Source organism: Streptomyces sp. NPDC046215, assembly GCF_040646215.1.
Lineage (GTDB): Bacteria > Actinomycetota > Actinomycetes > Streptomycetales > Streptomycetaceae > Streptomyces > Streptomyces stramineus.
In genome coordinates this window covers 1-14,824 of sequence record NZ_JBEYZW010000026.1, presented here as the reverse complement: position 1 = coordinate 14,824, position 14,824 = coordinate 1, and the positions used below count along the sequence as shown (strand labels likewise).

Genomic DNA, 14,824 nt, shown 5'->3' with positions numbered 1-14,824 from the left:
CGGCGGCCGGCCGTCTTTCACCAGCCGCCGGACGGCACCAGTCGGCGGGCGGCCGGCAGAGCGGCTTCCCATACCGTCGGGAACCAGGCCGAGAAGGGCTTCTCGGCCTGGAGCTCCGCCAATTCCCGCTGCGTCACGAAACGGGTGGCGTGCACCTCTTCCGGATCGGGGTCGGTCGGCTGGTCGACAATCCCGACGAAAAGGTGGTTGTACTCGTGCTCCACCAGACCGGATATTTCGTCGGGGTGGTAGTACGTCACCGTGCCGGCCGGGAGAAGATTCGCCGCCTTCAGCCCCAATTCCTCATGGGTGCGCCGGACGGCGGCGGCCTCGGGGGCCTCTTCCGGATAGGGGTGCCCGCAGCAGGCATTGGACCAGACGCCCGGCGAGTGGTATTTGGTGAGCGCACGCTGCTGCAGGAGCATGCGGCCTTCCGCGTCGAAGAGGAAGACCGAGAACGCGCGGTGCAGCTTCCCCGGGGCCTGATGCGCGGAGAGCTTTTCGGCCGTGCCGATCGTCTCTCCATCGGGGTTGACCAGTTCCAGCAGTATCGGACTGCCGGCCGAGTCCTGGTTGATTTCGTCCTGGTTAATTTCAGGGAGTGCCACGATCAAACCTTTGTCTTGGCCGAAATAAGTCTGCCGCGTCGGGCGCGGTCTTCTCTTCTCAGCAGGTGTCCCCACGGCCAGGCTTTGTATTCCAAGAACTGGCTTCAGTGATTCAGGTCAACCCATAACAGCAATATGATCGTAACAGGGCGGCCCGGCACCGTCGACTACGTGCCCGCATTTATTCTTCCGGCCCCCGAAAAGAATGCGGGACGCATGATTCGGGGGCCGGGAGGGCGCCTGGCGGCCGCCGGGGAATTCGCGGGCTTCAGGCGGTGGTGGCGGCCACCCAGCGCGCCAGAGCGGACTCGGCCGCCCCCGAGTCGATGGACTCCGCCGCCCGGGCCATCCCCGCGGCGATCTGGTCGGTCAGCGGCGCGTCGGTGGGCTCCAGGGCGACGAGCGCGGCAGCCGAGTTGAGCAGCACGGCGTCGCGCACCGGCCCCCGCTCGCCGTGCAGCAGCCGGCGGGCCACATCCGCGTTGTACGAGGCGTCGGCGCCCTTCAGCGCCTCGATCGGCACCAGGGTGATGCCCACCTCGCGCGGGTCGAAGGACGTCCGCCGGACCACGCCGTCCCGGACGATCCATACCGTGGACGTACCGGTCGTCGTCAGTTCGTCCAGCCCGTCGTCACCGCGGAAGACCAGGGCGGAGGAGCCCCGTTCGGCCAGTACGCCCGCGATGATCGGGGCCATGCGGGCATCGGCCACGCCGGTGGCCTGGGCCCGCACCCGGGCGGGGTTGGTCAGGGGGCCGAGGAAGTTGAAGGAGGTGGCGATGCCCAAGTCCTTGCGGGCGGCCGCCACATGCCGCAGGGCGGGGTGGAACTTGACCGCGAAACAGAAGGTGATGCCGGCCTCGTGGGCCACCTCCTCCACCCGCCGCGAATCCAGCTCCAGATTGACGCCGAGCTTCTCCAGCACGTCCGAGGCGCCGGAAGCGCTGGAGGACGCGCGGTTGCCGTGCTTGACGACCTTGGCACCGGTGCCGGCGACCACGATGGCGGACATGGTGGAGATATTGACGGTCTTGGCGTAGTCACCGCCGGTGCCCACGATGTCGACCGTCGCCCCGGGCACGTTGATCAAGTGGGCGTGCGCGTACATGGTCCGGACGAGGCCGACGATCTCGTCGACGGTCTCGCCCTTGGCCCGCAGCGCCACCGCGAAGCCCGCGATCTGCGCGTCGCTGGCCTCCCCCCGCATGATCCGGTCCATCGCCCAGGCGGTGGTGTCCGCGCTCAGGTCGTGCCCGGCCAACAGAGCGGACAGGACGTCCGGCCAGGACTGCAAGGCGCCTCCGGCAAGAGAGCCGACGGGGGGAACGGTATTCATCCTCACGCTCCTGGATGCGTCGGCCCGCCGGGTGACCGGTGGACCGGGTATGGGGCTGGAGGCCACGGGCCTGGCCCCACTGTATCGATGTCCCGCGGTGCCCCGGCCATCCGTGGCCGGGGCACCGAAGACGGTCAGCGGGCCCGGCGTTCGGCGAGCACCGGGAGACGGGCCGGGCCGCGCAGCCAGATGCCCGGCTTGTACGCGACCTCCTCGTCCTCCAGCTTCAGCGAAGTGACGCGCCGGGCCAGCCCGTTGAACGCCTCCTTGGCCATCAGCCGGGAGAGCATGTCCCCCACGCAGTAGTGGATCCCGCGCCCGAACGAGAGGTGCTTACGGCTGTGGGCCCCGGGGTTGAAGATCTCCGGGTCGGGGAAGACCCGCTCGTCCCGGTTGGCCGCGGCCAGCAGCAGGAGGACGACGTCCCCCTTCTTGATCTCGTGGCCGTGCAGTTCGAGGGGCTCGATGGCGACGCGCCAGGAGGCGTGCGTCGGGGGCTCCAGGCGCAGGATCTCGTCGAGCACGGCGTCCGCCGTCTCCGGCTCGGCCGCGAGCCCCGGCAGCACCTCTGGGTGCCGCGCGAAGAGGACGGCCGCGTTCCCCACCAGGTTGGCGAACGTGTCCAGGCCGGGCACCACCAGCAGCACACAGACCGCGGCGATGTGCCGTATGGTCAGGCCCTCGCCGAAGTCCCGGGCGCGGGCCAGCTGGGACAGCAGGTCGTCCTCGCCCTGGTCGCCGCGCTTCTCGAGCAGGTCGGTGAAGTAGTCCGTGCACTCCGTGACGGCCTTCTGGCAGGCGATCGCGACGTCTTCGGAGGGCTCGGCTCCCAGCTCCAGAATATGGGCTATTTCGGTGGACCAGCGGGTGAATACCTCATGATCCTCCCGCGGAATGCCCATCATGTCGCCGAGCACCCGAATGGGCAGCGGCGCACCCAGCAGGTCCATGACATCAAAACGTTCCGGAAGCCCGTCGAGCAGTTCGTCCACGGTGGCTGCCACGGAATTCTTCAGGGCATCGATGATGGCCGGCGTAAAGGCCTTGCCCACCAGCGAGCGCAGTTTCGTGTGCTCCGGCGGGTCCAGCAACTGGAACAAATTGGCGTCCCAGCCGTCCACCCCGACACCGAGGAATGGCGGGGGCTCCCCCTCCGCCGTGCCGGCCACCTGCGCGAAATAGTTGGAATCGCCGAGGTCCTTGCCCATTCTGCGGTCCCGCAGCAGCGCGTCACAGTCCTCGTACCGGCTCACGGCCCAGGCACCCAGCGGCCCGCGCACCAACGGGTGGTGCGCGCGGAGTTCACGATAGACCGGGTAGGGGTCGGCTCGGAAAGCCGAGTCGATGTCGAAGGAAAATTCGCCGTTCTGATCCAGCATGCCAGTTTTCCCTTCCTTGCTGCTCACAGCAGCGGATGGTGTCAGTGGGTGGCAGCGATTGAGCTCCTGAGAAGAGCCGGGAGGGGGGAACCGGCCAGGGCTTCGGGGCGAGGGGGAAGCCTCCGAGCCAACATGGCCAAGATTAATTGCATCCCTCAGTAGAGATCAAGGTTCGAGGCTCAACTGACCCCGGCTGCCGGTGATATGAAGGCCGGTCAGGACCGGGGTCGTGGGATACAACACACGAGGGGCCCACGGGATTTTCCCGTGGGCCCCTCGTCGTGGCGGGTCAGTAACAGCGGCGGGTCAGTGGTGACCGTGCCCGCTGGTGATCTCCTGGAATTCCTCCGCGGTGGGCTTGGGGATCTGCGACCCCTCGCCGTAGAAGCCCTTGGAGAGCTTCACGCGGAGCTTCTGCATCGTCCCGGCCTTGCGCTGGACACCGTTCTCGTCGACCACCGGCTCCAGCTCGAGCGGCTGGGGCTGGTTGTGCGACGTGAGGGTGTGCAGCTGCTCCTGCGAGAGCGGCTCGTGGATCTCGACGAACTCACCGTGCGGCAGGCGCTTGATGATGCCCGACTCCCGGCCGTGCAGCACCTTCTCCCGGTCACGGCGCTGGAGGCCGAGACAGATCCGCTTGGTGACGATGAAGGCGAGCACCGGCCCGACGAAGAAGCCGATCCGGACGAACCAGGTGATGGCGTTGAGCGACAGGTGGAAGTGGGTGGCCCACAGGTCGTTGCCACCGCCCACCAGGCCGACCATGTACGCGGTGATCCACGCCACACCGAAGGCGGTGCGGGTCGGAGCGTTGCGCGGACGGTCCAGCAGGTGGTGTTCGCGCTTGTCGCCGGTGACCCACGACTCGATGAAGGGGTACATGGCGATGGCGCCCAGGACCACTCCGAAGAGCGCCAGCGGGATGAACACACCCAGGACGAGGGTGTGGCCCCACAGGTTGATCTCCCACCCGGGCATGGCGCGGATGAGGCCCTCGGACATGCCCAGGTACCAGTCGGGCTGGGCGTTCGTGGAGACCTGGTCGGACCGGTACGGGCCGAGCACCCAGACCGGGTTGATCGTGGCGATCGCCGAGAGGGCCGCGATGAGACCGAAGACCAGGAAGAAGAAGCCTCCGGCCTTGGCCATGTAGACCGGCATCAGCGGCATGCCGACGACGTTCTTGTTCGTCCGGCCCGGGCCGGGGAACTGCGTGTGCTTGTGGTAGATCACGAGGATCAGGTGGGCGACCACCAGACCCAGCATGATGCCCGGCAGCAGCAGGATGTGGATCGAGTAGAACATGGACACGAAGTCCGTGCCCGGGAACTCCCCGCCGAACAGGAACATCGAGATGTACGTGCCGACGATGGGCACGGACAGGATCAGGCCGTCGGCGATGCGGACACCCGTGCCGGAGAGCAGGTCGTCCGGGAGCGAGTAGCCGGTGAAGCCGGTGAAGATGCCCAGCACCATCAGCAGGAAGCCGAAGAGCCAGTTGACCTCGCGCGGCTTGCGGAACGCGCCCGTGAAGAAGACGCGCATCATGTGCACGATCATGCCGGCGATGAAGACCAGCGCCGCCCAGTGGTGGATCTGCCGGATGAGCAGACCGCCACGGACGTCGAAGCTGATGTCCAGCGTCGACTTGTACGCCTCGGACATCCGCATCCCCTGCATGGGGACGTAGGAGCCGTGGTAGACGACCTCGTTCATGCTGGGGTGGAAGAACAGCGTCAGATACACACCCGTGAGGATGATGATCAGGAAGCTGTAGAGGCAGACCTCGCCCAGCATGAAGGACCAGTGGTCCGGGAAGATCTTGCGCATGTTGGCCTTGGCCAGGGTGTAGATCCCCAGCCGGCCGTCAGCCCAGTCGGCTACCCGCTCGCCGGCGGGCGCCTTGCGGCGGTCCTGGTCGGGAGCCCCCGTCTGATTCGTGCTTGCAGTACTCATCCGCGCTCCCAGTAGGCAGGACCGACGGGCTCGGCGAAGTCGCCCATGGCCTCAAGGTAGCCCTTGTCATTGACCTTGATCCGCAGCTGCGGAAGGGCGTGCCCGGCCGGGCCGAACACCACGCGTCCGCCGTCGGCGAGGTCGAAGGTGGACTGGTGGCACGGGCAGAGCACGTGGTGCGTCTGCTGCTCGTACAGGCTGATCGGGCAGCCGACGTGCGTGCAGATCTTGGAGAAGGCGACGATGCCGTCCACCGACCAGTCGAGCTCCTTCTTGTCCTTGATGTCCTCCGGCCGGAGCCGGACGATCATCAGGGCCGCCTTGGCGATCTCGTTCTGGAAGTCGTGGTCCTCCTCCTTCATGCCCTCGGGCATGGCGAAGGTGAGGGAGCCGACCTGGACGTCCTCGGGACGCAGCGGCTGGAGGCTGTTCTGGTTGATCAGCATCTTGCCCTGGGCCCAGGCCGTCTTGCGGAGCTTGGTGCCCGGCAGCGGTCCGAGGTCGCGCAGCAGCACCACACCGGAGAGCGGCACCAGGGCCAGCGCGCCGAACATGGTGTTGCGGATCAGCTTGCGCCGGCCGAAGGCCGACTCTTCGGCGCCCTGCTTGAAGTCGGCCAGAACCTTGGCCTTGACCTCCGGCTCGGCCGCGATGGCGTGCCGGTCGTCGGCGACCTCCACGTCCGACATCAGGGTGCGGGCCCAGTGGACCGCGCCCGCGCCGATGCAGAACAGCGCCACGCCGAGGGTCATGCCCAGGGAGAAGTTCAGCGCGCTGATGTGACCGATCGGGAAGACATAAATGATCTTGTCGACCGGGAAGGCCACGTACGAGGCGATGAAGCCGACCGTGGCCAGCATGGACAGCACGAACAGGAAAGCGACCGCACGCTCGGAGCGCTTGGCGGCCTTCTCGTCCAGGTCCTGGATGCGGTGCTCGTGGGGCGGCAGGCCCGGGTCGGCGAACGGGTCGCCGGCCGGCTGCGTCACGGCGCCGTCGTGGGCGTCGCCCTGCACGCTCGGCAGGTTCTTTTCTGGAATGTCTTGGCTACTCATGACTTCTTGGCCTTTGCGGTCCGGGCAGCGACCCAGATGGCGGCAGCGATCAGGGCACCCAGGCCGAAGATCCAGGCGAACAGACCTTCACTGACCGGGCCGAACCCACCCAGTTCGAGGCCGCCCGGGCTCTCCGCCTTGCTGCTGTTGACCGTGTCGAGGTACGCGATGATGTCCTTCTTGTTCTTCTCCGACATGACCCCGTCGGGGAAGGAAGGCATGTTCTGCGGGCCGGTCTGCATGGCCTCGTAGATGTGCTTGGCACTGACGTCGTGCAGGTCCGGGGCGAACTTGCCGTTCGAGAGAGCGCCACCCTTGCCGGTGAAGTTGTGGCACTGGGCGCAGTTCGTACGGAAGAGCTCCCCGCCCTTGGCGATGTCGGCGCCGTCGGGGCTGTACTGATCCTTGGTCGGAACCGAGGGACCGGCGCCGAGCGAGGCGATGTACGCGCCGAGCTGGTCGATCTCGGCCTGCGTGTAGATCGCCTTCTTCCGCGGTGCCTGGGCGCCCTGCTGCTGGAGCGGCATGCGACCGGTGGCGACCTGGAAGTCGACGGCCGCGGCGCCCACGCCGACGAGGCTGGGGCCGTCGGTGGTGCCCTGACCGCCGGTGCCGTGGCAGCTTGCGCAGCCCACGGAATAGAGCTTCTTGCCCTCCTCGATGGCAAGAGACTGGGCGCTGTCATCGGCCTTGGCCGTGTCCGCCGGCGCGAACGCGGCGTACAGCCCCCCAGTTACCGCCAGCGCGAAGAGTAGGACGACGACCGCCGCCAGCGGATGGCGTCGTCGTGCGGAGAGCTTTTTCACGGATTACCCCGGTGTCAGGATCTTCTGCGTCGATGCTGGACTGTTGGCCCGTACGGGACCGAAACCTTCGAGTTACTTGATCAAGTAGATCGTGGCGAAGAGCCCGATCCAGACCACGTCGACGAAGTGCCAGTAGTAGGACACGACGATCGCCGCTGTCGCCTGGTGGTGGGTGAACCTCTTGGCCGCATACGTCCGGCCCATGACCAGCAGGAAGGCGATGAGTCCGCCCGTCACATGCAGGCCGTGGAAGCCGGTCGTCAGGTAGAACACCGAGCCGTACGGGTCCGAGGAGAGCGAGAGCCCGTCGTTCTTGACCAACTCGGTGTACTCGAAGATCTGGCCGCCGATGAAGATGGCACCCATCACGAAGGTGATCGCGAACCACGAGCGCAGCTTCTTCACGTCGCCGCGCTCGGCGGCGAAGACGCCGAGCTGACACGTGAGGGAGGAGAGCACAAGGATCGTGGTGTTGGCCGCTGAGAACGGAACGTTCAGCGCCGACGCCATTTCCTTCCAGTGGTCCGTACCGGTCACCGAACGGAGGGTGAAGTACATCGCGAAGAGGGCCGCGAAGAACATCAGCTCGGAACTCAGCCAGATGATGGTTCCGACGCTGGTGAGGTTCGGCCGATTGACCGAGGGGTGCGCGTGCCCGGTATCTACTGCTGTTGCTGTCGCCACGACCGACATTATGTCGGTCGCTTATCTCGCGCTCACTCCGGGGGGTGCCGTTCGGTGTGTCAAGACCGTATGCCCTGCTCGTACGGCCCAAGGCCGGGGTCCCCCAAAGGGGGGAAGCAGAGCTTCCACAGCCCCCCGCGGGCCGTGTCCCGACCGCTGGTGACGGGTCATCGGGCCGATCTTCTTCACAACCGGACCCTCCTCGGGCGCGGCGCTGCGGGAGTAGCATCCGCGGGGCGGAGCGTTCCGCGCCCGAGCCACAGCCGTATCCGCCCAACAGCCTGGAGGAACGATGCAGCCGACCGCCACGGTGCTGGTCTACAGCGATGACGCGGGCACCCGCGAGCAGGTACGGCTGGCCGCCGGGCGCCGCCCCGCGGCCGACGTCCCGCCGGTGGAGTACCTGGAGTGCGCGACCCTGCCCGCCGTTCTGAGCGCCCTGGAGGAGCGCCGGGTCGACGTGTGCGTACTGGACGGCGAGACGGCCCCCGCGGGCGGCATGGGCGTGTGCAGGCAGCTCAAGGACGAGGTGTACCGCTGCCCGCCGGTGCTGCTGCTCATGGGGCGCCCTCAGGACGCCTGGCTGGCCACCTGGAGCCGCGCGGACGCCGCGGTGACCCATCCTCTGGACCCGGCGGTGTTCGCGGACACCCTGGCCGCCCTGCTGCGCGCGCGACCGGCCCGCAAGCCCCTGGGGCAGCACGCCGTGGGGGCCTGAGGGCTCACAGCTGCGGGCGGAGCCGGGCCGCATCGGCGGGGCTGCTCCCGTCGCGCTTCCCGGCCGCCAGGGCGCTGCCCTCGCGCCACTTCGCCCAGGGCATGTTCCAGTCGCCGAAGCCGTTGTCGAACGGCGTCATGGTCGCACCGGCGCTGCCGACGACCTTGACGATGTCGCCGAGCTTGACGGTGTCGAAGAACCACTTGGCGTTGGCGGTGCTCATGCCGGTGCAGCCGTGGCTGACGTTCTCCGCCCCCTGCGACCCCTCGGACCAGGGGGCGGCGTGCACGTACTCACCGCTCCAGGTCACCCGGGTGGCCCAGTAGACGGGCAGGTCGTAGGAGTCGTCGCTGCCCTCGGCGATGCCGATGCTGGTGCCGCGCATGCGTACGAAGGATTCCCGGCCGAGGACCACCTTGACCCCATTGCGGGTGGCGTAGCCGGGTTTGCCGGTGGTCACCGGGATCGAGCGGATCGGCTGTCCGTTGCGCAGCACGGTCATGCTGTGGGCGGAAGCGTCCGTGATGGCCTCGATCCGGTCGCCCGTGGTGAGCTTCACGGGCTTGGAGGGGCCTCCGTAGAGCCCGCCGGTGACCTTGATGCCGTCCAGGCCGGAGCGCACTTCGACGGTGGCGTGGGCGGGCCAGTAGTCCTTCGGCCGGTAGTGCAGGGTCCGGTTGTCCACCCAGTGCCAGGCGCCCTCCACGGCGGGCTGTGAGTCGACCTTGAGGGCCCGTTCGACGACGGCCCGGGCGGCGGGGTCCTCGACGGGGGCGCTGAGTTCGGCGGTGACGGGCTGTCCCACGCCGTAGGTGCCGCTCTGCGGGCCGAAGGCGACCCGCAGGAGCTGGTCGGCCGCGCTGGTGTCGAAACCGATCGTGCGGCGCCCCTGGGCCCCTTCCCCGTCCTCGGTGCTCACCCGCACCGTGTAGTGGGCGCCGGCGGCCAGCGCGCCGGTGCTGTGCCAGCTGGAGCCGTCGGGGGCGAGTTCGCCCTTCACGTAGCGCCCGGCGGCGTCCGTGGCCGTCACGTCGGTGATGCGGTCCGCGCCGGTGGCCTTCACCTCCAGCGGCTTGCTGGGGTCCGCCTTCCGGCCGTCACCGCCGGTGAGCGCGACCTCTCCCGTGGCGTCGTACGGCTTGTCGGCCAGCGGGTTGGACGAGCCGCCGCACCCGCCGGTCCCCATCGCCAGGGGGACGAGCAGCAGGGCACCGGCGAGCGCCGTGCGGCCTCGAGGAGAGTGACTCATGGTCACACCGTAGGAAGGATCGTGGGGTACGGCCTGCGGGAAGGCTGCAAACGGGTGCCGGGGCCCGGCCGGGGTCCCCGGCAGGCCCGTCCGGGACCCGCGGGAACGCGGCCGGGCCCCGCCCACCTTGCGGTGTGCGGGGCCCGGCGTCGCGCGGCGTGCGAACCTACTGGTTCTGGTTCTCACCGCGGTAGAACTCGAACACCCAGCCGAAGAGGCCGATCAGGATGACCGGGGCCGAGAAGTACATCAGCCACCAGCCGAAGACGACGCCCATGAAAGCGAGCGCGCCACCGACGGCCAGGGACAGCGGCTGCCAGCTGTGCGGGGCGAAGAAGCCCAGCTCACCGGCGTCGTCGGCGACGTCCGCGTCCTTGTTGTCCTGCGCTCCGGCGTCCACCCGGCGCGCGGTGAACGCCAGGTAGTAGCCGACCATGATGCACAGGCCGAAGGCCAGGAAGAGGGCCGTGGTACCGGCCGGCTCCTTCGACCACACGCCATAGACGATCGCCATGGCGAGCACGAAGACGGAGAGCCAGATGAACATCTTGCCCTGGATCTTCACTTGCCGGCCTCCTTGCCACCCGCGAGGGCCTTCTCATCCGACGCGCCGAGGTTCTCCTCGAGCTCCAGCGCCGCGATCTCCGGGTGGTGCAGGTCGAACGCCGGGGATTCGCTGCGGATCCGCGGGAGGGTGAGGAAGTTGTGCCGCGGCGGCGGGCAGGAGGTCGCCCACTCGAGCGAACGGCCGTAACCCCACGGGTCGTCGACCTCGACCTTCTTGCCGTACTTGGCCGTCTTCCAGACGTTGTACATGAACGGCACCATCGACAGACCGAGCAGGAACGAGCTGATCGTCGAGATGGTGTTCAGCGTGGTGAAGCCGTCGGCGGCCAGGTAGTCCGCGTAACGGCGCGGCATGCCCTCGGCACCCAGCCAGTGCTGGACCAGGAACGTGCCGTGGAAGCCCACGAACAGCGTCCAGAAGGTGATCTTGCCCAGGCGCTCGTCCAGCATCTTGCCCGTGAACTTCGGCCACCAGAAGTGGAAGCCGGAGAACATCGCGAACACCACGGTGCCGAAGATGACGTAGTGGAAGTGCGCGACCACGAAGTACGAGTCGGAGACGTGGAAGTCCATCGGGGGCGAGGCCAGGATGACGCCGGTCAGACCACCGAAGGTGAAGGTGATCAGGAAGCCGACGGCCCAGAGCATCGGGGTCTCGAAGGACAGCGAGCCCTTCCACATGGTGCCGATCCAGTTGAAGAACTTCACACCGGTCGGTACCGCGATCAGGAAGGTCATGAAGGAGAAGAAGGGCAACAGCACGCCACCTGTGACGTACATGTGGTGCGCCCAGACCGTCACCGACAGACCGGCGATCGAGATCGTCGCGGCGATCAGGCCCCAGTAGCCGAACATCGGCTTGCGGGAGAAGACCGGAATGACCTCGGAGATGATGCCGAAGAACGGCAGCGCGATGATGTACACCTCCGGGTGGCCGAAGAACCAGAAGAGGTGTTGCCACAGCAGGGCGCCGCCATTGGCCGCGTCGAACACATGGGCGCCGAATTTACGGTCCGCCTCCAGGGCGAACAGCGCGGCGGCCAGGACCGGGAAGGCCAGCAGGACCAGGACACCGGTCAGCAGGACGTTCCAGGTGAAGATCGGCATGCGGAACATCGTCATGCCCGGGGCGCGCATGCAGATGATCGTGGTGATGAAGTTGACCGAGCCGAGGATCGTGCCGAAGCCGGAGAAGGCCAGACCCATGATCCACATGTCGGCGCCGACACCCGGCGAGCGGACGGCGTCCGACAGCGGGGAGTAGGCGAACCAGCCGAAGTCGGCCGCACCCTGGGGGGTGAGGAAGCCGGCCACCGCGATCAGCGAGCCGAAGAGGTAGAGCCAGTACGCGAACATGTTCAGCCGCGGGAACGCCACATCGGGCGCGCCGATCTGCAGCGGCATGATCCAGTTGGCGAAACCGGCGAACAGGGGCGTCGCGAACATCAGCAGCATGATCGTGCCGTGCATCGTGAACGCCTGGTTGAACTGCTCGTTCGACATGATCTGCGTGCCGGGACGAGCGAGTTCGGCGCGCATCAGGAGCGCCATGACGCCGCCGATGCAGAAGAACGCGAACGACGTGACCAGGTAGAGCGTGCCGATCGTCTTGTGGTCGGTGGTGGTGAGCCACTTGATCACAGTACTGCCGGGTTGCTTCTGGCGTACGGGTGGTGCTGCCGTGGCCGTCGCGGCGGCGGCACCCTGGGGTTCGTTGAGGATGCTCACTTGTTCTTGGTCTCCGCGTTCTTCGCGTGATCCGTCTGCGCGATGCCCGCCGGCTGGTAGCCGGTCTGGCCCTTCTTCGCCAGCTCCTTCAGGTGCTCCTGGTACCGCTCGGGGGAGACGACCTTGACGTTGAAGAGCATCCGGGAGTGGTCCTGGCCGCAGAGCTCGGCGCACTTGCCCATGAAGGTGCCCTCCTTGTTCGGGGTCACCGTGAAGCTGTTGGTGTGCCCCGGGATGACGTCCTGCTTCATCAGGAACGGCACCACCCAGAAGGAGTGGATGACATCCCGCGAGGTGAGGACGAACTGGACCGTCTCACCCTTGGGGAGCCAGAGCGTGGGGCCCGGGTTGTTGTTCTGCGGGTTGCGCGTACCGGGGATGCCGATGTCGTACACGCCCTCCGCGCCCTGCGGTGCCTTCTTGAGGAACCGGTCGGGAACCGCGTCGAGCTCCTTGTTCTCACGGAGCGGCTTCGCCGGTGTCGCGGCGTTGCCGTCGACGTTCTCCATGTAGTTGAAGGCCCAGCTCCACTGGAAGCCCACCACGTTGATGACGTGCTGCGGCTTCTCCGGGTTGGTCAGGAGCTTGTTCTCATCACGCGCGGTGAAGTAGAAGAGCACCGACACGATGATGATCGGGACCGCGGTGTACAGCGCCTCGATGGGCATGTTGTACCGGGTCTGCGGGGGAACCTGCACCTTGGACCGGCTTCGCCGGTGGAAGATGACGCTCCAGATGATCAGGCCCCATACCAGGACGCCGACCACGAGGGCGGCGGCCCAAGAGCCCTGCCACAGGGAGAGGATCCTCGGTGCCTCTTCCGTGACAGGAGTGGGCATTCCGAGGCGGGGGAAGTCCTTATATGTGCAACCGGAGGCGGTCGCCAGGACAGCGCCCGCGGCCAGCGCCTGCAGCAGCTTCCGCCGCACCGGGCGCCGCGACGAGCGGTCGGAGCCGTTGGGACTCACGTAGCGCCTTCCCGAGAGTCTCGCCCGTGCGGCCGGCTGCGGCCGTCTCGCTGGTCGGTCGCCGGCCCGCTGCGGGCAGGGGTTTGGATGTTTATGCGGACCAAACCCTACTGGACGCTATTTGGGGTCGCGCGGGGAGGGTGCCCAACGCGCCGGGTCACACCCCGAAGGGATGGAATACGGGGCTCCGGGGGCCATCTGGAGGACCGTCAGACCGGCGCCGACCTGCGCGGTCGGGGGGCGCTAGCGTTCTTCCGTGCCCTACTTCGACGCCGCGTCCGCCGCCCCCCTGCACCCCGTCGCCCGCCAGGCGCTGCTGGCCTCCCTGGACGAGGGCTGGGCGGACCCCGCCCGGCTCTACCGCGAGGGCCGGCGCGCCCGGCTCCTGCTGGACGCCGCCCGCGAGGCCGCGGCCGAGGCGGTCGGCTGCCGCCCGGACGAGCTGGTGTTCACCCCTTCGGGTACCCGCGCACTGCACGACGGCATCGCCGGCGCCCTCTCGGGCCGTCGGCGCGTCGGCCGCCATCTGGTCGTGTCGGCCGTGGAGCACTCCGCCGTCCTGCAGTCGGCGGCCGCCCTCGAAGCCGCCGGGGGCACCTTCACGGAGGTGGCCGTGGACCGCACGGGCCGCGTGGCGCCCGGCGGGTACGCGGCGGCGCTGCGCCCGGACACCGCGCTGGCGGCGCTGCAGTCCGCCAACCACGAGGTGGGCACCGCGCAGCCGGTCGCGGAGGTGGCCGAGGAGTGCCGGGCCGCGGGGGTCCCGCTGCTGGTGGACGCCGCGCAGTCGCTCGGCTGGGGGCCGGTCGAGGGCGGCTGGTCGCTGCTCGCGGCCAGTGCCCACAAGTGGGGCGGGCCGTCCGGGGTGGGACTGCTGGCGGTGCGCAAGGGGGTGCGGTACGCGGCCCAGGGCCCGGCGGACGAGCGGGAGTCGGGCCGGGCGCCCGGCTTCCCGGACCTGCCGGCGGTCGTGGCGGCCGCGGCGTCGCTGCGGGCCGTGCGGCAGGAGGCGGCGGCCGAGGCGGCCCGGCTGCGGGAGCTGGTGGAGCTGATCCGGGCGCGGGTGCCGCGGCTGGTCCCGGAGGTGGAGGTCGTCGGCGACCCGGTGCGGCGACTGCCGCACCTGGTCACCTTCTCGTGTCTGTACGTCGACGGCGAGACGCTGCTGCACGCCCTGGACCGGGCCGGGTTCTCCGTCTCGTCGGGCTCGTCGTGCACCTCCAGCACCCTGCGTCCCAGCCATGTGCTGCGCGCGATGGGGGTGCTGTCGGAGGGCAACGTCCGCGTGTCCCTGCCGCGAGGGACGACCCGGGAGGACGTGACGGGCTTCCTCGACGTCCTGCCCGGGGTGGTGGCCTCGGTGCGCGAACAGCTGGGCGCGCCCTCGGGGCCCGCCCCGTCGGAGGCCGCGGCACAGGCCGGCGCGGAGCTGGTCGTCGACTCGCTCGGCAAGCGGTGCCCGATCCCCGTCATCGAGCTGGCGAAGGTCATCGGCGAGGTGCCGGTGGGCGGCCTGGTGACGGTGCTGTCCGACGACGAGGCGGCGCGCCTGGACATCCCGGCGTGGTGCGCGATGCGCGAGCAGGAGTACGTGGGCGAGCGGCCGGCGGAGACGGGGGTGGCGTACACGGTGCGGCGGCGCGTCTGAAGCCGGCGGGGGGGTGGGGGTGCACCACCGCTGCGCGGCGGTGTCCTCAATCGCCGGACGGGCTGCTGTGCCTTGTCCTCAATCGCCGGACGGGCTATTCAGCCCGTCCGGCGATTGAGGAG

13 protein-coding genes are annotated in these 14,824 nt (G+C 68.5%); 2 read left to right on the top strand and 11 right to left on the bottom strand.

What is annotated here, in order from left to right; genetic code table 11:
* Nucleotides 1-17: 17 nt before the first annotated feature.
* From idi to ABZ951_RS14105, 7 genes are all read right to left on the bottom strand, one after another.
* Complete coding sequence (gene idi / locus ABZ951_RS14135; protein WP_344091533.1) at nt 18-608, bottom strand: isopentenyl-diphosphate Delta-isomerase; 591 nt, start codon at nt 606-608, stop codon at nt 18-20.
* Between the two features lie 268 nt (nt 609-876).
* Entirely contained in the window at nt 877-1,944 is a 1,068-nt protein-coding gene (trpD, locus tag ABZ951_RS14130) for an anthranilate phosphoribosyltransferase (RefSeq protein ID WP_344091531.1), read from the bottom strand.
* Between the two features lie 134 nt (nt 1,945-2,078).
* Nucleotides 2,079-3,323: a cytochrome P450 gene (locus tag ABZ951_RS14125; RefSeq protein WP_344091529.1), complete on the bottom strand. Its 1,245-nt coding sequence runs from the start codon at nt 3,321-3,323 to the stop codon at nt 2,079-2,081.
* 306 nt (nt 3,324-3,629) lie between these two features.
* Nucleotides 3,630-5,279: a ubiquinol-cytochrome c reductase cytochrome b subunit gene (locus ABZ951_RS14120; protein ID WP_344091526.1), complete on the bottom strand. Its 1,650-nt coding sequence runs from the start codon at nt 5,277-5,279 to the stop codon at nt 3,630-3,632.
* Nucleotides 5,276-6,334, bottom strand: a complete 1,059-nt coding sequence (locus tag ABZ951_RS14115; protein ID WP_344091524.1) for a Rieske 2Fe-2S domain-containing protein — start codon at nt 6,332-6,334, stop codon at nt 5,276-5,278. The genes ABZ951_RS14120 and ABZ951_RS14115 overlap by 4 nt, the downstream gene beginning before the upstream one ends.
* Nucleotides 6,331-7,140 (bottom strand): c-type cytochrome, encoded by an 810-nt coding sequence (locus ABZ951_RS14110; protein WP_344091522.1) that lies wholly within the window; start codon nt 7,138-7,140, stop codon nt 6,331-6,333. The genes ABZ951_RS14115 and ABZ951_RS14110 overlap by 4 nt, the downstream gene beginning before the upstream one ends.
* A 72-nt stretch (nt 7,141-7,212) precedes the next feature.
* Nucleotides 7,213-7,833, bottom strand: a complete 621-nt coding sequence (locus ABZ951_RS14105; protein WP_344091519.1) for a heme-copper oxidase subunit III — start codon at nt 7,831-7,833, stop codon at nt 7,213-7,215.
* 283 nt (nt 7,834-8,116) lie between these two features.
* Here ABZ951_RS14105 and ABZ951_RS14100 point away from each other — a divergent pair, with 283 nt between their 5' ends.
* Complete coding sequence (locus ABZ951_RS14100) at nt 8,117-8,542, top strand: hypothetical protein (protein WP_344091517.1); 426 nt, start codon at nt 8,117-8,119, stop codon at nt 8,540-8,542.
* Nucleotides 8,543-8,546: 4 nt separating this feature from the next.
* Here the strand turns inward: ABZ951_RS14100 and ABZ951_RS14095 are convergent, their stop codons facing one another.
* The 4 genes from ABZ951_RS14095 to coxB all read right to left on the bottom strand — a co-directional run bounded on the left by ABZ951_RS14095 (nt 8,547) and on the right by coxB (nt 13,054).
* On the bottom strand, nt 8,547-9,791 hold the full coding sequence (locus ABZ951_RS14095; RefSeq protein WP_344091515.1) for an Ig-like domain-containing protein: 1,245 nt from the start codon (nt 9,789-9,791) through the stop codon (nt 8,547-8,549).
* 166 nt (nt 9,792-9,957) lie between these two features.
* The gene (locus tag ABZ951_RS14090) at nt 9,958-10,356 is read right to left on the bottom strand and encodes a cytochrome c oxidase subunit 4 (protein ID WP_344091512.1); all 399 of its coding nucleotides are present in this window, start codon (nt 10,354-10,356) and stop codon (nt 9,958-9,960) included.
* Entirely contained in the window at nt 10,353-12,086 is a 1,734-nt protein-coding gene (gene ctaD / locus ABZ951_RS14085; protein WP_344091510.1) for a cytochrome c oxidase subunit I, read from the bottom strand. Before ctaD ends, ABZ951_RS14090 begins: the two co-directional genes overlap by 4 nt.
* Nucleotides 12,083-13,054, bottom strand: a complete 972-nt coding sequence (gene coxB, locus ABZ951_RS14080; RefSeq protein WP_344091508.1) for a cytochrome c oxidase subunit II — start codon at nt 13,052-13,054, stop codon at nt 12,083-12,085. The genes ctaD and coxB overlap by 4 nt, the downstream gene beginning before the upstream one ends.
* A 256-nt stretch (nt 13,055-13,310) precedes the next feature.
* Here coxB and ABZ951_RS14075 point away from each other — a divergent pair, with 256 nt between their 5' ends.
* Complete coding sequence (locus tag ABZ951_RS14075) at nt 13,311-14,702, top strand: aminotransferase class V-fold PLP-dependent enzyme (protein WP_344091506.1); 1,392 nt, start codon at nt 13,311-13,313, stop codon at nt 14,700-14,702.
* Nucleotides 14,703-14,824 lie beyond the last annotated feature (122 nt).

Bases quoted from the DNA above. Each gene is read 5' to 3' on its own strand.
- ABZ951_RS14105 (WP_344091519.1), bottom strand. From the start codon at position 7,833: ATGTCGGTCGTGGCGACAGCAACAGCAGTAGATACCGGGCACGCGCAC.
- trpD (WP_344091531.1), bottom strand. From the start codon at position 1,944: ATGAATACCGTTCCCCCCGTCGGCTCTCTTGCCGGAGGCGCCTTGCAG.
- ABZ951_RS14120 (WP_344091526.1), bottom strand. From the start codon at position 5,279: ATGAGTACTGCAAGCACGAATCAGACGGGGGCTCCCGACCAGGACCGC.
- ABZ951_RS14125 (WP_344091529.1), bottom strand. From the start codon at position 3,323: ATGCTGGATCAGAACGGCGAATTTTCCTTCGACATCGACTCGGCTTTC.
- ABZ951_RS14100 (WP_344091517.1), top strand. From the start codon at position 8,117: ATGCAGCCGACCGCCACGGTGCTGGTCTACAGCGATGACGCGGGCACC.
- ABZ951_RS14095 (WP_344091515.1), bottom strand. From the start codon at position 9,791: ATGAGTCACTCTCCTCGAGGCCGCACGGCGCTCGCCGGTGCCCTGCTG.
- ABZ951_RS14115 (WP_344091524.1), bottom strand. From the start codon at position 6,334: ATGAGTAGCCAAGACATTCCAGAAAAGAACCTGCCGAGCGTGCAGGGC.